Origin of the sequence: Acidisarcina polymorpha, assembly GCF_003330725.1 — a bacterium.
Classification (GTDB): domain Bacteria; phylum Acidobacteriota; class Terriglobia; order Terriglobales; family Acidobacteriaceae; genus Acidisarcina; species Acidisarcina polymorpha.
Genome location: NZ_CP030840.1, coordinates 5,294,474 through 5,314,408, shown reverse-complemented (window position 1 = coordinate 5,314,408; position 19,935 = coordinate 5,294,474). Strand labels below are relative to the sequence as shown.

Annotated in this window: 13 protein-coding genes and 1 pseudogene; 4 read left to right on the top strand and 10 right to left on the bottom strand. The window is 58.7% G+C overall.

Going from position 1 to position 19,935, the window contains the following annotated elements; all coding sequences use genetic code 11:
* Positions 1–245 precede the first annotated feature (245 nt).
* The 4 genes and pseudogenes from ACPOL_RS36505 to ACPOL_RS22565 form a co-directional block, all read right to left on the bottom strand.
* Positions 246–362: pseudogene (locus tag ACPOL_RS36505) on the bottom strand (glutaminase domain-containing protein); the annotation flags it as partial.
* Positions 363–419: 57 nt separating this feature from the next.
* Positions 420–1,217, bottom strand: coding sequence for a CHAD domain-containing protein (locus ACPOL_RS22575; RefSeq protein ID WP_161557518.1), 798 nt, complete (start codon positions 1,215–1,217; stop codon positions 420–422).
* 111 nt (positions 1,218–1,328) lie between these two features.
* Entirely contained in the window at positions 1,329–2,852 is a 1,524-nt protein-coding gene (locus ACPOL_RS22570; protein ID WP_150133099.1) for a TolB family protein, read from the bottom strand.
* A gap of 18 nt (positions 2,853–2,870) precedes the next feature.
* Complete coding sequence (locus ACPOL_RS22565; RefSeq protein ID WP_236656960.1) at positions 2,871–3,695, bottom strand: VOC family protein; 825 nt, start codon at positions 3,693–3,695, stop codon at positions 2,871–2,873.
* Positions 3,696–4,182: 487 nt separating this feature from the next.
* Here ACPOL_RS22565 and ACPOL_RS22560 point away from each other — a divergent pair, with 487 nt between their 5' ends.
* The 4 genes from ACPOL_RS22560 to ACPOL_RS22545 all read left to right on the top strand — a co-directional run bounded on the left by ACPOL_RS22560 (position 4,183) and on the right by ACPOL_RS22545 (position 9,083).
* A complete protein-coding gene (locus tag ACPOL_RS22560; RefSeq protein WP_114209049.1) occupies positions 4,183–5,079 on the top strand; it encodes an alpha/beta hydrolase in 897 nt (298 codons plus the stop codon).
* Positions 5,080–5,176: 97 nt separating this feature from the next.
* Positions 5,177–6,031 carry an inositol oxygenase family protein gene (locus ACPOL_RS22555; protein WP_114209048.1) on the top strand — a complete coding sequence of 285 codons (855 nt, stop codon included), beginning with the start codon at positions 5,177–5,179 and terminating at the stop codon, positions 6,029–6,031.
* Positions 6,032–6,168: 137 nt separating this feature from the next.
* A complete protein-coding gene (locus tag ACPOL_RS22550) occupies positions 6,169–6,528 on the top strand; it encodes a hypothetical protein (RefSeq protein ID WP_114209047.1) in 360 nt (119 codons plus the stop codon).
* A 272-nt stretch (positions 6,529–6,800) separates the two neighbouring features.
* Positions 6,801–9,083, top strand: coding sequence for a TonB-dependent receptor (locus ACPOL_RS22545; protein WP_161557517.1), 2,283 nt, complete (start codon positions 6,801–6,803; stop codon positions 9,081–9,083).
* Positions 9,084–9,133: 50 nt separating this feature from the next.
* Here ACPOL_RS22545 and ACPOL_RS22540 read toward each other — a convergent pair whose 3' ends face one another.
* The 6 genes from ACPOL_RS22540 to ACPOL_RS22515 all read right to left on the bottom strand — a co-directional run bounded on the left by ACPOL_RS22540 (position 9,134) and on the right by ACPOL_RS22515 (position 19,802).
* Positions 9,134–10,588, bottom strand: a complete 1,455-nt coding sequence (locus ACPOL_RS22540; RefSeq protein ID WP_114209045.1) for a sensor histidine kinase — start codon at positions 10,586–10,588, stop codon at positions 9,134–9,136.
* The gene (locus ACPOL_RS22535) at positions 10,578–11,942 is read right to left on the bottom strand and encodes a sigma-54-dependent transcriptional regulator (protein ID WP_236656959.1); all 1,365 of its coding nucleotides are present in this window, start codon (positions 11,940–11,942) and stop codon (positions 10,578–10,580) included. The genes ACPOL_RS22540 and ACPOL_RS22535 overlap by 11 nt, the downstream gene beginning before the upstream one ends.
* 144 nt (positions 11,943–12,086) lie before the next feature.
* A complete protein-coding gene (locus ACPOL_RS22530) occupies positions 12,087–14,114 on the bottom strand; it encodes a TolC family protein (RefSeq protein ID WP_236656958.1) in 2,028 nt (675 codons plus the stop codon).
* Positions 14,111–14,821, bottom strand: a complete 711-nt coding sequence (locus ACPOL_RS22525) for an ABC transporter ATP-binding protein (protein WP_114210984.1) — start codon at positions 14,819–14,821, stop codon at positions 14,111–14,113. The genes ACPOL_RS22530 and ACPOL_RS22525 overlap by 4 nt, the downstream gene beginning before the upstream one ends.
* 28 nt (positions 14,822–14,849) lie before the next feature.
* Positions 14,850–17,375, bottom strand: a complete 2,526-nt coding sequence (locus tag ACPOL_RS22520; protein WP_114209043.1) for an ABC transporter permease — start codon at positions 17,373–17,375, stop codon at positions 14,850–14,852.
* 15 nt (positions 17,376–17,390) lie between these two features.
* Positions 17,391–19,802 (bottom strand): ABC transporter permease, encoded by a 2,412-nt coding sequence (locus ACPOL_RS22515; protein ID WP_114209042.1) that lies wholly within the window; start codon positions 19,800–19,802, stop codon positions 17,391–17,393.
* Positions 19,803–19,935 lie beyond the last annotated feature (133 nt).

Below are 19,935 nucleotides of genomic sequence, written 5' to 3'. Positions count from 1 at the left end.
GAAGTGGGCCTCGGCGAGTTCGGTTGCGGTATCGCCAGGTCTAGAGCGAGGACGCTCTAAGCCTCAGTCACCTCACGTATTGAACTGCCACAACTACTACCGTCAGAACTTGTCATAGGCTGGATCATCCTCCTTTCCCGTGTAACCACAGACTAAAAGCAAGCGGGTTTTCGGTCAAGCCGGTGTTTTCCACCGATCCGGATCGCGCCCGCCAGTTTTCCCTGAGGCGCTTCGCCATCTGGGCAGGCCGCGATACCTTCGATCGCCTTGATCGACGAGTTGGCATGGTGAGCGGGATGTCCGGCGAAATCGTCGGTGCTCAGTTGTTTTCCGAGACCCTTGGCTTGCAGATAGTCGGCCCAGTTCGGCGTTTCCCTCGTGACTACTCCACCTGCGGCTTTGGCTTTGATCCCCTGCTCTTATCGGATCGAGCGCATTGCCGCACGCCGCGCTTGATTACGCTCGGTCTTGACGACTTGCGTCAGCAGCGAATCCTTACCAAGAATTTCTTTGGCTTCCTCCACAAACAGAAGGAGGTCGTGCCACTGCCCGATCGAGCCCTGGATCGCTTTAAGGTGCGCCGCAAAGCGCTGAGCGGTGATCGATCGCGGCTCCAGCTCGGCGAGGTAACGCATGGTTTTGGTTTGTTTCCGGAAACTATGCAGAGCCTCTTTGCCGGGGTCACTGCCGGGCATGCGAATACGCTTCATCCAGATATTCGCGGTGCGCATGGGCGATGGCTCTTTCGCAGTAAAGTTGGACATCGCTTTGGACATGGCTTCGAGGGCGCGTTCCAATCCGGGCTCATGCTCCTCGAGTGCGGTGGCGAGCTCGCTTGCCGCGTGTTTTCGCCTACTGCGGAGATCGTCCTCCAGCTGCTTGTAGCTGGCGATGAGGTTTTCGTGCTCGGATGGCTTGGTTGAGGTCAATGCCCGATCTCTCACCGGGCCTGCGAGATTTCGAAGAACATCGAGATCGCGGGCGACTCCCGCTGCTTTGCGGACCCGCTTTAACCTGCGGAGCACTTTGTTTGCCTGGACCTGGAGTGGCTTCGAGCCTGGATGATCTTCAGCAGCCTTCTTAAGTAAGGCCTCGAGCCGCCGGGTGCCGGTCCGCAGCGAATGCACTTGCTTCTTTTCGGTGGCCGCCCGGCAGGCGATCAGCGCTTCGTTGAATTCCCGCCGCAAGCGATCGAATTCAGAAGAGAGTCTATACAAGAGCTGCCGCTCCATTCTGCGTACGCATATAGGAAAAGATGCATGATTGCGGATCGAAGCCGGTATGGCATAAGCCTGGACGACGACACCAAGAATCGTGCTTCGAGGGGACTATTTCATCTCCGCTGGATCATCCTGCAAGATCGAATAACTGACAAAAGCCAATTTCTTACTATCCGGCGACCATGAAGGAACGTTGATCGTGCCCTGGCCGCCAAAGAGCGTGGCGAGCACATGCACCTTCTTGTCTTCCATCGACATGAGCTGCGGCATCACGTCTTTTTGCGCTGGATGGCCCGTAACGCCTTTTTCGTAGGAAAGGAAGACCATCCACTTTCCGTCTGGCGAGATATGAGGAAACCAGTCGTTGGTGTCGTCGGACAGTACTTGCTCCTGGGCGCTCCCGTCGGCCTTCATGCGCCATATCTGCATCGACCCGGTGCGCACCGAGTTGAAGTAAATATAAAGTCCATCCGGGGAATATTCGGGGCCGTCGTCAAGACCTTTGGCTGTAGTGAGGCGAGTCTCGGTTCCACCACTTACGGGGATTGTGTAAATGTCAAAGTCACCATTCCGCTCCCCGGTGAAGGCCAGGGTTCTGCCATCGGGCGACCAGCCGTGCCAGTAGGACGGCGAGTTCTCGGTGATCTGCCGGGGTGTGCCGCCACCTATCGGCACGATATAGACCGAAGATTTTTTACTGTTTCCGGAGGAGTCGCTGACGGCAATGGATTGCCCGTCAGGGGAGATTCCATGGTCGTTGTTGCAATTGTCTTGAGGACTGGTGGGGATAACCGAAGGATCTGCTCCGTCCAATGCCAGACGATAGATCTTTCCATCCTGATTGAAGAGAAAGAAGGACCCATCGCGGGACCAGTTCGGCGCTTCGAAGTGTTGCGGCGCTCCATATACAACGTGTCGATCGGTTGAGGCGACAGCGATGGTTTCGAGCGTGCTATAGAGAATAGGCTTCGTTGCTGCGGGGGGAAGCGACACGAGCTTGACGTTCGTGAAAACGGCCTTCTCGACAACATCCTTGTCGTGCGAACAAACCCCGATCCCTACATAGAATGGTCCAGTTAATGCCAGCTTCGTGGAGGCCCCGGTAAAAACAAGCTTTCCGTCTTTCGAGACGAAAGCGTAAATAGAATCGCCACGCTTCACAATACGCACCGTCTGTGGAGCGGAGATGTTCGACTCGACTTCATGGGTATTGGCTCCGATTGCATCCCGGAACTGGAGAGCGGTGAGACCGTCTCCGTGGCGCGCAACATCGACAGCGGTGGCATCTCCGTCAAGGCTCTGACGGATCATCAACACTGCTTTGCGGTGGTTGTTGCCGGTCGCTCCGACGAAGGCGATGTCTGCGGTTAACGAGACATCACCAGAAACTTTGGTCCAGACAAAGTGAAAATCGTCATGGCCAAACCACATGTTTTCGCCGCTGCCGCTGACCGTATAGCTTTTCTCGGCAGCGTTGTATTCTACCGATCCGGGATGCAAGACCTTCCCGACATCACCGTGCTCCGCGAAGATGCCGAGTGAAGCATTAGCCGATCTGGCAGATGGTGCAGAGAGCACGACCAGGATCGCCAAGCAGCAGCCGAGGACATTCCGACTAAACGGTGTGAGCACTTATTCCCCTCGGGAGGCTTAGTTCGTTGGACTGGTGGCAGTGAATCCGGAGCAGCAAGGCTTGGTGGTCGGCTGAAACTCCATGAGTTCGACACGGGTATCATCGGGATCGTAGAGGTTGGCCTGCCACTTTCCGTCTCTGCCCATTTGCGGACCATCATGTCGCGGACTGAGGCGATCTTCGCCGATCAGGGTGGTGACCGCCTGCTCCATGTTGGCGACGCCGATGGAAAAGTGGTTCAGCACTCCCAATTCATGCAGATCGAATTTGGCGACAGGGACATCAGAGCCGTCACCGACGAGCATGTATTCGAGCCAGTCATAACCATCCGGAACCTGCTGCGAGACCCAGTCCAAATGGTCGGATTGCATGGCGCCATACCAGTAGGCCCGGAAGCCGAGAATCTCCTTGTAGAACCGGTCCTCATCAGCGCGGCTGTGCACTAGATATCCGACATGAATGACGCGAGTGCCGATGGGCTTCGCATCCGCTGTCATCGTCACCGGCCGTCCTGGTTGAATGAACTGGACCTGGTTCCCTTCCGGGTCTTTGGTGTTAAACCACCGGCTGCCGTCGCTGCCGGAGCGAACCTCGGACGCACTATCGACGCCGTGCGCGCGGAGGTAATCTCGAAGCCCATTGGCATCGACGGTGTTATAGGCGACGCAAGCCATTCGGCTGAGAGTGTGCTGAGCGGGCAGCGGCAACACTTCTACAAATTGCGTGGGGCTGAAGTAATAGCGCACACCGCTAGGGTCCTGAGGATCCGGCCCTTTCATGGCTCCCAGCGAGTGCGCATAGAAGTGATCAGAAGCGGCAAGATCGCTAGCATACACGCACATGTGTGAAATTCCGGTGATTGCCGGCCTGCTCTGTTGTGCGAATGCAGTTGAGACTGCGATGAGCAAGCAAAATGTGAAGCGAGAGACGTGCTTCCACGATATCCTGACGGTCATTTTCACTCGTTGTAGTTCATGCTTTTAAAGTCACGCGTATTATACGGAGTCGACATGCGTTTGGAAACGATATCACTGGGAGGTAAGGACCCAGCTTTTCAAAGGCCCAGCTTCTTTAGGACCCGGCTTCTTAAGGACCTAGCTTCTTAAAAGACCTAGCTTCTTAAGGACCTTGCTTCTTAAAGGACCGGCTTCTTAAGGACCTAGCTTCCTCAGGCCCGGCTTCTTACGGCTTAGGATGCTAGCATATGGTTCCCCGTTCGTCGTTCGATTGCGCGGGTAGCGGGCGATGCCGACCGGGCCATCTTTGCCGCTGCCTCTCAGCGACTGTGGTAGGGGTCAGATGATCCCGAAGCTATTCGGAAGGACAGGAATGAAGACGATTTACAGCGTCCGTCAGCCGGTTGCGTTTCTGAGCCTCGCCTTTTTCGTCAGCTTGGGAAGCGCACAGCAGGCTCCGATCAAGCTTTGGCCACAAGGCGCTCCCGGCTCTCCGCAAACGCCAACGCCGGGGATCGTGAGGACCACTCCACAAGGCGACCATGTCGTCTCGAATGTGCATGAGCCGTCGATTACGCCGTACTTCCCTCCCGCCAACACTGCTACGGGAGCGGCGATCATTGTGGCTCCTGGAGGCGGCCACAGCGAGCTGTGGGTGGACCATGAAGGCTATGCAGTCTCCAAATGGCTGAGTGACCATGGCGTTGCGGCATTCGTTTTGAAATACCGTCTCGCCAAAGACAAGAACTCGACTTACACGATTGAAGGCACCGAGCTAGCCGACATTGAACGCGCTATCCGGATCGTCAGAGGCCGTTCCAAGGAGTGGGGGATCAATGCGGAGCATATCGGCGTGATGGGCTTCTCGGCTGGCGGCGAACTGGCGGAGCTAGCCAGCACCCGCTATGACGAGGGGATGCCATCTGCTGCAGACCCGATTGATCGTGTTAGTTCCAAGCCTAATTTCCAGGCGCTGCTCTATCCTGCGCTGGTGCGCGACGCTCGCCTTACGGGGGAGACACCACCCGCCTTCCTTGCTTGCGGAGGGAACGACCGGCCTGATATCTCACAAGGCCTTCCGGAGCTGTATCTGGCTCTCACCAGGCTTCATGTCCCTGCCGAGCTCCACATCTACGCCGGCATCGGACATGGCTTTGGCGTCCGGCAGACGAACACGGCACCCGTCTCTGGCTGGACAACACTCCTCCTTCAGTGGTTGGATGCTCAGGGGTTCCTCCACTCGAGCAAAGCTGCTGGAGCGCCCGGATGAGTGACAGACGTTTACGTTTACGGCCAGATGTGCCGGGTTTTGACTGGAAAGACGTTTCTCCGTGCTATAGACTCCTACCCTGGGGAGGAATTCCGTCATGCGCGTTGCCACTGCTGAAAACCCGCTAGCCAACCTTGAGGATTGGGATGACTATGTTGCCAGCCGCTACCAGGAAGGGAAGGCGCAGTCGGAATTCCGTCAGTACGACGAGAAGGCCACTCCCGGGGTCGCTGAATTCTATCGTCAGAACCATGCGAACCAGACGCTCGATTTCGTCCTGGCCAAGAAGAAAGAATACCTTGGGCTGAATATCGGCAAAAAAACGGTGTGGGAAGCAGCGGAATTCTTAAACACGCTGGTGGACGATAGCGATCCTGACACCGATCTCTCGCAGGTCGAGCACCTGCTACAGACCTCAGAGGCGATTCGCCGGGACGGACATCCCCGCTGGTTTGTGCTTACCGGCTTCATCCACGACCTTGGCAAGGTGCTTTGCCTCTATGGCGAGCCGCAATGGGCGGTCGTGGGGGACACCTTCCCGGTTGGTTGCGCCTGGTCTGATCAGATTGTGTTTCCGGAGTACTTCGCTGCCAACCCCGACTCGGCCGTTCCGGAGTACCAGACGAAGTACGGCATTTACTCGCCGAATGTGGGGCTCGACAATGTCCACCTGTCCTGGGGCCATGACGAGTACATTTACCATGTGGTGAAGGATTATCTACCCGAGCCGGCACTGTACATGCTCCGGTATCACTCGTTTTATCCTGCCCACAAACATGGCGCCTATCGTCATCTCATGTCTAAACACGACGAGGAGATGTTTGCGGCGGTGAACGACTTCAATCCCTACGACCTCTACTCCAAGGGGAGCGCTAAACCAAACCTGGCCGAATTGAAGCCTTATTACGACGACCTCTTTGCCGAGTTCCTGCCGGAGAAGCTGGCCTGGTAGGTACGACCGCCGTGCCTGAACCGCCGTGCCTGAGTTAAGACTGGGGGCTTTAGCGCGCATAGTCCGGTTCGACCGGACACGATGGTCTTCCGCGCAGTCTTCGCGTATCCTCGAAGCTGGATGACGCGGATGGGGCGATGCGGCGACTGATAGCCATCACAATCACACTGTTGCTCGGCTTGACTCTAGCTGCGCCGCTGCTTGCGGTTGATGCATCCAGTAGTCTTCCGGAGTGCTGTCGGCGCAACGGGCTTCATCGCTGTGCAAGCACAATGGCCACTGGCGGCGACAGGTCCTTTTCCAGCATTCAATCGAAATGCCCGGCATTTCCGAAAGCGATCGCCGCCCCGGCGGCGCATGGCTTTACCTCGCAGATCCTGCGGAGCGCGGAGACCCTGCTCTTTGCGCATCCCTCCGCGACGCCCCAGACCGAGGCGCGATATCGCTTAGCGTTCGCTCGTTCCCGCCAAAAACGTGGTCCTCCCGCCGCTGCGTAGCCAGCTAGTGTGGTGTCCCTGAAGTTCATGGAATAAGCAGAGGCTGAAAGCAGATCCTTGTCGACGATTGGCAAAATGCCGCCTATCTACGCTCAGATCTCGGCTCAGGAAGGCCAGTCGCTTCTTCCAGCCAACTCCTTGGGCCGACCACTAGTTCGCTCTTCATCACCCGATTCAATTTGATTCAAGGCCCTTCATGGGCTCGGCCCGTTCGTATGTTCACACGCGGGACCATAGCGCGAGCGACAAATTCGCAGCGAGGAAACATTTGTATGAGGCAAATTGTCAGTTTATTAGCGGTCGTTTCCCTTCTGAATACTGCCGCGTTCGCCACGATCTTCGGTTCGGTGAGAGGGATCGTCCACGATCCTCAACACCGCCCCGTGCAGGGCGCTCAACTTACGCTGAAAGCTCAGAACTCCGACCTGACGCAAACGATGGATTCCGACGTGAATGGGGAATTTGTCTTCACTGCCGTACCGATCGGGAATTACACGGTGACGGTCTTGTCGAAGGGCTTTCAACAAGCCAGCCAGGACGTTGGTGTACAGTCCGACACCAGCCCGGTGCTGCACTTCCAATTGACCATCGAGGGCGCGACCGAAAATGTGGTCGTGCCAGAGACGGCGGCAGGGCCGACGACGGACAGCGCCACTCCGACAACCATGCTGAGCCGCACAGACATTCAGCGGACTCCCGGAGCCGAGCGCACCAACGGCATGGAGATGATCACCGATTATGTTCCAGCCTCTTATATCACCCACGACATGCTGCACATGATGGGCGGCCATCAGGTCAACTGGCTGATCGACGGCGTTCCCATTCCCAACACCAACATCGCCACCAATCTCGGTCCGCAAATCCTGCCAGGGGACATCGATACTCTCGAGGTCTATAGCGGCAGCTACGACGCTGACTACGGAGATCGCGCCTATGGGGTCTTCAACGTCGTGCCGCGCACCGGCTTTGAGCGCGACAAGGAATGCGACCTCGTCTTCACCGCCGGAAACTTCTACCAGACCGACGACCAGATCAGTTGCGGGGGCCACACGCCGCGATTCGCCTACTATGGGAGCTTGAACGGAAATCGCAGTAACTACGGCCTGCAGACGCCGATTCCCCGGGTGGTCAACGACGGGGTCAATGGCTTCGGTGGATTCGCGTCGTTCATCTTCAACCCCGATGCAAAGGACCAATACCGGGTAGTGACTTCGCTGCGGCGGGATTATTACCAGATCCCGATTGACCCGGACCCGAATTCGCTCGAAAACCAGGTGTATCCATCGAGCGGCCTGCACGACGCCGAAGTCGAGCCGGATGGCTATGTCACATTCTCCTGGGTGCGAACCTTCAGCCCGAATACACTGTTTACGGTTTCGCCGTTCTATCACTACAACGGCGCCGACTACAACGGCGGACCGAACGATGCCCCGGTCATCTCAACCGTTCATCAGCATGCCAATTACGCCGGGGCCCAGATCGCCCTGAACCAGAACTTCTGGAAGAACGATCTTCAGGTTGGCGTCTATGGCTTCGGCCAACACCAGTACAACTACTTCAATAACGTCTTCACCGACGGCACGCCCAATGTTCCCTCTTCTTCGATCGGCGTGAACGGTGGTGTGGTCTCTGAATTCATCAACGATAAATTCAAGGTAACTCCGTGGTTCACCTTGATCGCCGGCTTCCGCGCGACCCAGTTCACATCCACTATCTCGGAGACTGCCACCGATCCGCGCTTTGGTGCGGCCTTGCGCATCCCGCGTCTGAACTGGGTGTTGAGCGGCTTTTACGGCTATTACTACCAGGCTCCGCCCGTCTCTACGGCTACCGGCGCTCTGCTTGACCTGGCTAACAGCCAGAACTCCACCTTTTCTCCTCTGCGCGGCGAGCGGGACATTCAGTGGCAGTATGGCGTCACGATTCCCTACCGCAACTGGACTCTGAGCGCCAACAACTATGAGACCAGGGCGGAAAACTGGCTCGACCACAACAACATCGGCGAATCGAATATCTTCTGGCCAATCACCTGGTCCTCGGCGCTCGTTCAAGGGTGGTCGCTCACCTTGCGCTCGCCGAATGTCTTGAACCATGGCCAGTTTCATCTTGCCTATGCGAACCAGATCGCACAGGCAACGTCGCCGATTACGGGAGGGCTGATCTGCCCGGTTCCGGTGACTTCTGCGTGCCCGCTCGATATTCCGCCGGGGCTGGCGCCGGCCGATCATGATCAGAGGAATACTCTGAACCTGGGCTTCAACGGCACACTTCCCTGGAAGGTCTTCGCCTCGACCAACGTCTACTACGGCTCGGGATTCACCAACGGGCTCGAAGGGACGCCGCAGGCGCAGTATCCCGGTGCGTACCTACCGGGCCACACTACATTCGACCTCGCTGTGGGCAAGACCTTTGCTGATAAATACACCATTTCAGTGAACTCGCTGAATGTGGCAAATCGGCGCGTGCAGCTGGATAACAGTCTGACGTTTGGCGGATTCCACTGGAACGACCCGCGACAGATCTATGGGGAGTTTCGCTATCGCTTCAAGTACTAGCTATGGCTTCGAGTACTAGAGGAGGAGCCGGCTGGCCAGGCTCTCTCGGCTCACATTGCATGCGAAGACGAGACCGCCCGGGTAAATGGAATGAGCACTTCCGCTACGCAACCAGGAGCATCTTCGCGGTTGCGTAGCACCACGGTACCGCCATGGGCTTCGGCGATCTGGCGTACCAATGCCAAGCCGACTCCGGAGCCATTGGTCTTGGTCGTATAGAAAGGCACAAAGAGGTTCGCAGTGTTGGTGAGGCCGAGACCGCGATCCTCGACGACGATGGCGACGGCGTCCTCCAACTTCCTGCCGCTGAGCATGACGGGCGGAGGAGCCGGGAGCCGCAGGTCACTCGAGCCAGCTTCCTGCTGAGCATCGATGACTGCTTCGACGGCATTCTTCACCAGATTGATCAGCATCTGTTCGATCTGGTCGGGATCGACGGAAAGATCGAGGTCGGCGACTTCTCCCAGCGCTACTTCCATGCGGGTCTCGAGCGCGACCACTCGTTCAAGCAGCGGACGAAGCGCCACCATCCGCATGGCGGGACGGGGCAGTTGCGCTAATTGCCGGTATGCCTGGACGAATCGGTTCAGCGAATCAGCGCGGCCCTCGATAATGGTGAGGCCGCGCGCGAAATCGCCCGCACCCCGGGCGCCATTGACTTCGGGAGGCAGGCGGGCGAGTAGGCTGCCTGCAATCGACTTGATGGGCGCAAGAGAATTGCTGATCTCGTGGCCAAGCACGCGAATCAGGCGCTGCCATGCGGTGCGCTCTTCTTCGCGCAGAGCACTGCTTACATCGGACAGGAGCAGCAATGTGTGAGGGACGCCCCGCTGGCGAAAACCGCTGCGGCGGACCATCCATCGGCCCGACTTGCGAGGGGCGGACGACCCATCCTCGGAAGGGAGATCGAGGCTGACAACGCCTTCGTCCGGCTCGTCGATTAGATGATCAAGGTGCAACTGACCGGCTGCCCGGCCCATGTCTCGCGCCGGGTCCAAGACCAGCACTCGTTCAGCAGCCGGATTCAAGAGCCTCAGTCTGCGCTCCTGGTCGAAGGCGAGCACGGGCGCATCCATTGAGGCGATGACTCTACGCAGCAAAGCAGTGGCCTCGAGCTCACTCAGGCGCTGGGTCTGCAACAAATCGGCGAGGGCATTGATCTCAGTAGAAAGCTCGCCCAACGCGTCCTCTCGACTGGCCCCACGCGCCCGGAAGGAATAGTCTTCCTCCCGCAATGCGGCGACGACATTGGCCAGGGTTTGCAGCGGCCGGACAACTTCTTCGATGAGCAACGATGAAAGCAGCAAGAGGAGGAGGATAGCCACGCCGAGAGAGAGCGCTTGCGCGCCGAATGAAGCGCGCCAGAGAAGGATTACAAGCAGAACAATGGTCGGAAGGCAGAGGAGCAGGCAATAGAGGCGAATCCGCGTCTCGAAGGAGAAATGCCGCCCTGAAGCTCTTTTGCGCTGCCTGCCAGTGGTTTGCCTCGGCCCATCAAAGGCCATATTTCTCCATCCGCCTGTAAAGTGCGCCCCGGCTGAGTCCCAGTGCCTCGGCTGCCTGGCTCACATTACCATTGCAGCGGGCGAGCGCTTTGCGGATCAGAATACTCTCTACGGCTTCAAGACTCATCTCTTCAAGACTGCTATGGGAGATGCGAGGAGCGCTCAAGCCGAGGTCGGCCTGGGCGATGCGCGAACCGGCCGCCATCAGCACGGCGCGCTCGATGGTATGGTCAAGCTCGCGAACGTTACCCGGCCATGGATAGCCCAACATCGCCTGCAGCGCGGCAGCCTCCAGCCCTTGAATCTGCTTACGGTACCTGAGGGCATAGCGGCTCAGGAAGTGGGCAGCAAGAGCGGGGATGTCTTCGCGCCGTTCGCGCAAAGGCGGCAGATGGATCTCGACAGTATTCAACCGAAACAGAAGATCTGGACGAAAGCGGCCAGCCTCGGCCTCGGCGTGAACATCGGCGTTGGTCGCCGAGAGCAGGCGAACATCCACCTTCCGCGTTTTTGAGGAACCGACTCGTTCCAGCTCGCCGGTCTCGAGGACGCGCAGCAACTTGGCCTGCTGGCGTAGAGGCACATTGGCGATCTCGTCGAGAAAGAGGGTGCCTCCGTCAGCGAGCTCGAAGCGGCCAATGCGGTCGGTGCGGGCATCGGTAAAGGCGCCTTTAATGTGCCCGAAGAGCTCGCTCTCGAAGGTGCCCTCGGGGAGAGCGCCGGTATTGACAGCGACCAGAGAGCGCGACGACCTTGCAGAAAGCCCATGCAGCATTTGCGCGACGACTTCCTTACCGGTGCCATGTTCGCCAGTGATCAGCACGTTCGCGTCGGAGGGACCGATGCGCGTGATGGTCTGAAGCAGCGGCTGCATCGCTGGGGCGGTGGCAATCATTTCGGGCAATCCCTGGGCGCGCAGCAGGCGATTCTCTGCTTCAAGCCGTTCCGCGCGCCGGACCGCATGATGGAGCTCAATCTGGTTGGCCAGGATAGTCAGCAGGCGAGCATTGTCCCAAGGCTTCTGAATGAAGTCGCGCGCGCCGCGACGCATTGCCTCGACCGCGACCTCGACGTTGGCCCACGCGGTCATGACGATGACTGGAAGCTGCGCATCGAGCGCGGTCACCTGGGCGAGCAGGTCGAGACCCTCCTTGCCGGAGGTGGTGTCGCGGGTGTAATTCAGATCGATGAGCAGAGCATCGTAAGAGCGGCTTCCGAGGGCATCGAGCACCATCTGCGGCGAGCGCGCACGGTCCACTCGATAGCCCTCGGGGCCGACGAGCAATTCGATCGCGTCCAGGATGTGGGGCTGATCGTCGGCGATCAACAGAGAGGGACCGTCCGATACGCTCAATGAGCCCGGTCTCGCAAAAGCGGTTTGTTCGCTATGAACCATGGACCTGTCCCTGTACAGTAATCGTCAAAACCGTGTGCGAGATGCTCCGCTCGGAGGTACTTCGACATCTGCTTCCTTGCAGCGTCACGTACAGCGATCGGCTCATGGTCTCAGTTGAGAGACGACACCGGTCTTGGCATCGTCAATCGCAATACCCATACGATCGAGCGTCTCTCCGGTGGCGCGATCGATGTCGACTTTCGCCTTCTCAAATAGAGCCTGGGCGGCAAGCAGCGCCGACTGGGCGACGGCCAGGTCATGGTCTGCCGAAAGAGTATCGTAGCTGGATTTTGCGCCCAATTGCTGCTCCTGCTTGGTAATGTCGAAGGTCTTCTGCGCCAGGTCGCTCGCCTTTTGCGCCGCTTCCACCCGCGCCTGCGCCTGTTCCACGGCGAACTGAGAATTGCGCACTTCGAAGCGAATATTCTTTTTTTGCCCCGCGTAGCTTAGCTCCCTTTGGCGATACTCCAGTTCGGCGCGAAACTGGTCGGCCTTGGCGATGCGATTGCGGAGGGTGAGCAGCAGCTTGAAGCCTACCTGATATTCAGGCGCCGAGTAGTTGAATGTGTTCTGGAGCGCACCGCCGAAATTATTGGGAACGGTGCTCGTGCACTCCGTTCCCAGATCGCAGAAGGGGTTCAGCAAGCCGGCCAAGCCGTAACCGACGTATTGGCCATAGACGCTCAGCGACGGCAGCAGTTCGTTCTTGATGGCTTTCAAGTTGTTCTGCGCGATCTGCATCGAAATCTCATCTTCCGAGACATCGGGACGGTTCTTCTCCGCCTCAGCAAGCAGTTGATCGATAGGCTTGGTGGCATTGGCGTCGGGGGGTCCGTGCTGATCAAGCGGCACCACCGGCATTTCCTCGAGCGCAGGGTCGTCGATCGTCTTGGTGAGCGCGTTTTTGATCAGCAGCTCATTTAACCGGAGCGTCGCTTTTGCGACCGTCAAGTCGCCTTCGCGGGTGGCCACGTCAGATTCATCCTTCATCACCTGCAATGCTGGAATGGCCTGCAGCTCCAACTGCTTGCGATCGTCGTCGAGCGTCTTCTGGGCGAACTGCAGCGACCTATCCTTCACCTGCTCGTCATTGTAGGCGCTCACCAGGTCCCAATAGATGTCCTCCACCAGGCTGACGGTGGTAATGACCTGCTGCCGGAAGGCGAGATCGATAACCTGGCGGTTCTTTTGAGCGATGTGGATAAAGCGCTCATTGGTCGCAAGTCCAAAACCCGCTAGCAGAGGCTGATTGATCGTAAAGTTGAATTGGGAAAACAGACTGGGATTGATCACGTTGAATGGGCTGTTGGCCGCTTGACGCTCGCCCACAAATGATGCCGAAAGGTTGGTTCCCAGGGGAAAGGCCTGCGTATACTGCGAGATTCCTTCAATCGTGTTGGTACGCAGCAGCGGCACCCCGTAGAGCACCGGGTTAGCAACCGGCGTGGTGGTATGGTCCACGAAGCCCTGCAGGTAAAACTGAGGGTCGAACGGGATGATGGCGGTGCCATTGCCCAGGGTCGAAGTCACCAGGCCGCCTGCTCCGCCGGCAGTTGCACCGGTGCCGGCGCCACCGCCGGTGCCGTTCCCACTGCCTTGGCCGCTGGACGAAAATCCTCCCTGGGACCCCTGAATGCCGGAGTTCACGCCGTTCGATGCGCCACCGGCCTTGGTGCGGGCCAGATCGGTGTCGGCGATGGGCAGGTTGTAGCGGAAGTACGCCAGATCGAGATTGTTTTCTAATGCTAGGGCCAACGCGTCGTTGAGAGACAGATAGAGCTTGCCATCGCGAATCAATGTCTGCAGGCGCGGCGAATTGTCCAAGTTAGCCGGCGGCACGATGCTTGGACGGTAGGCGTCGAAAGGATTGCGCGAGTGCGGCAACTCTACATGAAAAGGGGGGATTGACCCGGTCATTGCCGAGGGCCCGCTCACGGATTTCGCTTGCTGCGCGATGCTGGGAGTCTCCGATTGCGCCGCAGCTGGCGCGGGAGCGTCTGGGGCGGTTTGCTGGGCGGCAGCCTGGGGCGTCGGAGCGGCCGCTTGTGCCCAGCTTGCCGAATTCAGGGCGACGCACATCGTCGCGGCAATGATCTTTTCTGAGACAGATGCAAGTTTGCTCGCCCTCACGATGCGCTCACCTCGGGCGTCATTCCCAGATTCGGATTTGAAGTATCTTTGACCATCCAGCCATCTCGAACTTCGATCATCCGGTTGCCATAGGCGGCGTTTGCATCGGAGTGGGTGACTTGCACGATCGTCGTTCCTTCATTGTTGAGTTCGCGAAATAGCTCCATGATTTCCTTGGCCTGAGAGGAGTGAAGATTGCCGGTAGGCTCATCGGCGAGCAGCAGCGCCGGTTTGTGAATGACAGCCCGGGCGATGCCGACCAGCTGTTGTTGACCGCCGGAAAGCTGAGAAGGATAGAGGTCTTTTTTGCCCACGATGTTGAACTTGTCGAGGGTGTCCGCAACCAGCGCCTGGCGCTCATTACGAGAGATGTTTTTATAGGACAAGGGAAGGTCAATGTTCTCCTGAACGGTCAGGTCGTCGAGGAGATGGTAACTCTGGAATACCATGCCGATATTCTGCTTCGCCAAAGCAGCCCGCTGCTTCCGATTCATGGTGTGCACGGCTTCGTCGCGAAACCAATATTCTCCCAGCCATTGGTCGTCGAGGAGCGCAAGCGCATTGAGGAGGGAGGATTTGCCCGCTCCGGAGGGACCCATGATGGTTAGGAACTCTCCCTGTTGGATGTCGAGCATGATGCGACGCAGCACCCAGGTTTGCCCCGCCCCGGTTTTGTAACTCCGCTCTAAGTTCTTAAGCTGGATCATCGGTTTCCTTGTCTCAAAATTCGGTTCTTCATTCATAGCGGAGGGTCTCGCTCGGGTTCACCGAGGCCGCACGCCGCGACGGCAGGGCGGCCGCCAGCAGCGCGGCCACAATCACAACGGACGTGGCGCCAATCAGAGCCAGCGGATCGTGGGCGCTCACTCCATAGAGCTGGCTTTTCATGTAGCGCGAGAGCAGCAATGCGGTCGGGAGGGCCACCGCAAAACTGACGATGAGCAGTCTGGCGACTCCACTTAGAATCAGGCGCACTACTTCGCCTCGAGTCGATCCGAGCGCCATGCGAATGCCAATCTCGCGAGTGCGCTGCGCGGTCGCGAAGGCGAGCATTCCATAGAGACCAATGGCTGCGAGCAGGGCGGCAAGGACTCCGAAGCTCACGGCTAACTCCGATAGAACCCGCTCGGTGTTCAGGTCATCTTCTATCTGCGCGTCCATGGTCTTCAGCGAGTCGGCGATCAGTCTGGAATCCAGCTGCTGGATGGTCTGCCTGACGCTCTGAATGGCCGCGGCCGGATCTTGTTTGGTCCTCGCATAGAACACCATGTTTGGGAAGGGCTCGTCCTGGAGGTAAGAGAAGAAAGCGGTGGGTCTGACATCCTCGCGAACGCCGCTATGTTTGGCGTCTTTCACCACCCCGACGATGGTCATCCATCGCACCTGCTCGCCCTTCGGAGGATTTCCCCCACCCTTGTGAAACTGGTGGCCGACCGCGTTCGCTGCGCTTCCCAACCAGCGTTTTGCGAAGCTCTCGTTGACCACTGCCGCGAGGGTGGCGCCCGGGCCATCCTGTTCGGTGATTCCGCGGCCTGCGATCAAGGGCATTTGCAGGGTCGCCAGATAGCCGGGACTCACTGCCTCCTGCTCCACATCCATGTCCTCCTCTTCCTTGGAGTCGTAGCCGGCGACGGTGATATTGCCCGAGGTGTTCCAGTCATGAAGCTCGGGATCACTGGTTGCGGCCGCGCTCGTGACTCCGGGAATCCGCTCGACCAAGGTCAGGATGCGGTTATAGAGCTGAGGCAGCTGCGGAAGCTGGTAGCCTGCGAGCGATGGGTCGACGGTGAACTCGATGAGGTGGTCGGTGGCGAAACCCACATTCGTGTTCCGCAGATTGTGGAGAGTTCGGGAAAAGAGCGCCGCGCCGAAGAGCAACACCAGGCTCAAGCCAACCTGCAGACAGGCAAAGACGCTTCGCAGCCGCATCAATCCCCCTGGTGCGGTGGTGGTCTGCTGTTTCAAGGCCGGGGTCAGGTTAGGGCGCCAGAACTGCGCGACAGGTGCCAGACTGAACAGCAAGCTGACGAGGAACGAGAGGCCGAAGCTGAAGGCCAGAATTCTGAAGTCGGGACGATTGGAAAACGGTACGTTGTCATCTCCGGCGCCGACGATTCCGCGCTGCAACACCACCGCAATCAGCGGGGCGAGGACAACCCCAAGCACGCCGCCGAGCAGTCCAAGAATGAGGCCTTCGGTCAAGAGCTGCCGCACGATGCGGACGCGCTCCGCGCCAAGCGCGTAGCGGACCGACATCTCACGAACTCTGCCGGCTGCCCGAACCAGCAAGAGGCTGGCCACGTTTGCGCAGGCCATGAGCAGCACCATGCCCACCATTCCGGCCAAGACCAGCAGCGGAGTGCGAAGGTTGTTCCGGAGAGGCGAGAATCCTTTCGCCCCATCCAGAACGAGCAGATGGCTGTTCGTTAGAAAGCTGTCGCGAAAGCGTTGGGAGCTGTTGCCGCGCTCGATTAGTTCTTCGGCGCGAAGGGCATGCCATAGAGGACCCAGGCCGGCCTGGGCCTGAGTGGCGGACAGCCCAGGTTTGAGCCGTCCCACGATGTTCATCCAGATAGATTTGCGGTCGAGTAAATCGTCTTCGCCTGGAGTCATCACCTTCTTCATGGTGATGGGGACATACAGGTCCGGAACGTATCCCATCTGGACGCTCTGAAACGATCTCGGCCCAACGCCGATAATGACGAAGGGGTGGCCATTCACCAGGATCGACTGCCCGATGATGTGGGTGTCGCTGCCGAAGCGCCGCGTCCAATAACCGTAGCTGAGAACCGCGATGGGGTCGGCGTCCGGCTGCATATCGTCAGCTTGTGTTAGCAGGCGTCCCGCAAGAGGATGCACCCCTAGTAGGTCAAAGTAGTTTCCACTGACTAACTCGGCTTCGGCGAGCCCGGGGGAATTATGCCACTGCACCCCCACATCTGCTCGAGTGGTGGCGATCAAGCCGTCGAAGACCGAATTCTTGTCTCGCAAATCGCGGTACATCGGATAGGAAAAGTAGTCTCCATGGTCGCCGCCATAGTCATGCGAATGTCCTTTGAAGCTGCCGGTAAACCTCAGCAGCACCAGGCTTGCCGGATCCTTTACCGGCAAACTCCGCAACAGCGCCTGATCGAGCAGGGTAAAGATGGCGGTGTTTGCCCCAATTCCCAATGCGAGCGTCAAGACCGCCGTCAGCGTGAATCCGGGGTGGTTACGAAACTGGCGCAATGCGTAGCGAATATCTTCGAAGAGCTTGTTCATTGTCGATCTCCAGTGTTACTCGCTGCGCAGCGCTGTCATTGGCTCGACGCCGGCCGCGCGGCGAGCGGGAAACCATGCGGCGAGGATGCCAGCGGCGAAGACTCCGGCGACGAGCCATGCGATGATCGGCGCATCGCTGCCGGCGTGCATCGCGACGACGGCGGCGATGAGCTTGCGCGCTGCCAAGGTGCCAGCGAGTCCCGCAACAATCCCGCCGGCAAGCATCCATCCGACTTGCTTATAGATCATCGTCAGAACTCTCATGCGCGAGGCGCCGAGCGCCATTCTCACACCGATGTCCCGCGTGGAGAGTTCGACCTCATGCGCAATCAAACCGTAAATACCTACTGCAGCGAGCAGCAACGCAAATGCAGCGAAGCTGCCGAAAAGCCAGTTCTCCAGCCGCTCCATGGTAAGCACGTCGGCGATCACCTCATGCATCGTCTCCGGCTGAAGAAAGGGCACGGATGGATCGACGTCGTGAAATGCGCCTCGCAGGCTGGATGCCAACGTCTCCGCAGGAAGGCTGCTGCGCACGACAAGGTGCATGCTGGCGAGGAGGTTGCGAGCATCCGCTTCCGGTATTTCCGAAGCTGGATACTCAATCTCTGCCATGGCCGGCTGATAAATATCCTGGCGAACCGAACTCACTACACCGATGATGGTGGTGCCCTCGTCATTGAACTGCTTGCCGATCGGATCCTCTGCCGGGGAAAAGAACTTCTTGACGAACGCTTCGTTGACTACAGCGACCTGCTGCGATTTGGGCGTATCAATCTTAGGATCGATCATCCGACCTCGCAGCAGCTTGATCCCCATCGTCTGAAAGTAGCCCGGATCAACATAGCGATCTTCGGCAAGCCGTTCTTCGCTGGCGGGCGGCGGCGGCTGCCCTTTGATGGTGATATCGCTGTTCCATCCATAGCTCTCGATCGGCAGCAGCTGGATCATTCCCGCTGATTGCACTCCGGGAATCGCGCGGACCTTCTCCAGGAGCGGATCGTAGAAGGCGGTACGTGGATCGCGGTCCTTGTAGGTACCTTGGGGGAGATTGATGTCAATCGCTAGAATGCCGCGAGTTTCGAAACCAAGGTCGCCATTGCTTAATCCTGAAAGGAGCCTTAACAGCAGGCCGGCGGTCACCATCAGGATCATCGCCAAAGCGACCTGGATGACGATGAATGACGCTCGCAGCCGGTGCTGTCCGCGGCCAGCGCCGACGCTTCCGCCGGTCTTCAATGACAGGCCCGGCGCAATCGCTGCGAGACGCAGCGCGGGAATCGAACCTGCAAGGAAGCTCGTAAGCACGGCGATTCCAACCGTCGCCAACATCACCGGCAGGTTCAGGTGAATGTCTGCGCCGCGCGAGAGCGCCGCGATCAAGAGCACTCGTACTGCCCGCAAGAGTCCGACGGCGAGGGCTGCGCCAACCGAAACGCCTATCAACGCCAATAGCAGCGACTCGGTCAACATCTGACGGACGAGCCGGGAGCGCGAGGCGCCAATCGCCGCACGCAACGCGACTTCGCGCTCGCGCTTCACGCCCCGCGCCAGCAGCAGCCCGGCGAGATTCACGGAAGCGATCGCAAGCACTGCCAGCACGGCGAAGAGCAGGATCTGCAAAGGCCCGCGCGTGCTGCCAATCGTGGCTTCGGCGATCGAGCGCATCTCCATGCGCCGGCCTTTGCCTTGATCCGGGAACGCCCGTTCAACATTGGCAAGCACGCTGTCCATGTCTGCCTTGGCCTTAGCCACGGAGACGCCCGGCTTCAGCCGCCCTACGGTTGCGAGCCAGTGGTCGCCCCGGCTTGTCCGCAATAGGTCGATCATGTGCAGCGGCGTATAGACGGCATCCCGCTGCGAGATCGGGTAACGAAATCCGGCGGGCATCACTCCAACTACGGTGTAAGGCAATCCATCGAGTCGTACGACCCGGCCGACAACGTCCGAGGCGCCACCGAAATTCTGCTGCCACACCTCGTAACTCAGCACGACGATGTCGTTCTTTCCGGGCTGATCTTCTCCGGAGAGGAAGGTGCGGCCAAGGATCGGGGCCACTCCGAAGACGTCGAAGAGGTTATCCGAGCCTTGAGTCAGGCTCAAGGAAACTGGGCCGGACGGTCCGTCGAGATTGATTCTTCGGTAGGGCCTGAATGCGGCCAGTGCCGAGAAGGAATGGCTCTGCTTCCGCCAATCCAAGTATTCCGGATAAGACGCTGTTTGTTCGTAGCCTTGAGGGGAGTAAGTCTGCGGAACGATGATCCTCTCAGGATGATCGTAGGGGAGCGGCTGAATCATCACCGCGTAGATGACGCTGAAGACCGCTGCGGTAACGCCGGTGCCCAGGGCGAGCGTTAGCAGAGCGGTCAGGGTGAATCCCGGGCTTCTGCGCAGTTGCCGCAGCGCATAGTTCAGATCCTGCAGCATTGTCTTCCCTCTCCGAGCCAAGTTGGTTCTCAGCCGTCAGTTGTTACTCTTCTTTCTCAGTCTCTGGCGCTCTCAGGCGAAGGTTCTTTCTATCAGAGACAAAAGGTTAGCGGGATGCACATCGCTGAAACGC

Excerpts from the sequence above, each read along its gene's own strand:
- ACPOL_RS22565 (WP_236656960.1), bottom strand. The coding sequence starts at position 3,695 with ATGTGCGTGTATGCTAGCGATCTTGCCGCTTCTGATCACTTCTATGCG.
- ACPOL_RS22560 (WP_114209049.1), top strand. The coding sequence starts at position 4,183 with ATGAAGACGATTTACAGCGTCCGTCAGCCGGTTGCGTTTCTGAGCCTC.
- ACPOL_RS22555 (WP_114209048.1), top strand. The coding sequence starts at position 5,177 with ATGCGCGTTGCCACTGCTGAAAACCCGCTAGCCAACCTTGAGGATTGG.
- ACPOL_RS22550 (WP_114209047.1), top strand. The coding sequence starts at position 6,169 with ATGCGGCGACTGATAGCCATCACAATCACACTGTTGCTCGGCTTGACT.
- ACPOL_RS22545 (WP_161557517.1), top strand. The coding sequence starts at position 6,801 with ATGAGGCAAATTGTCAGTTTATTAGCGGTCGTTTCCCTTCTGAATACT.
- ACPOL_RS22540 (WP_114209045.1), bottom strand. The coding sequence starts at position 10,588 with ATGGCCTTTGATGGGCCGAGGCAAACCACTGGCAGGCAGCGCAAAAGA.
- ACPOL_RS22525 (WP_114210984.1), bottom strand. The coding sequence starts at position 14,821 with ATGATCCAGCTTAAGAACTTAGAGCGGAGTTACAAAACCGGGGCGGGG.
- ACPOL_RS22520 (WP_114209043.1), bottom strand. The coding sequence starts at position 17,375 with ATGAACAAGCTCTTCGAAGATATTCGCTACGCATTGCGCCAGTTTCGT.
- ACPOL_RS22515 (WP_114209042.1), bottom strand. The coding sequence starts at position 19,802 with ATGCTGCAGGATCTGAACTATGCGCTGCGGCAACTGCGCAGAAGCCCG.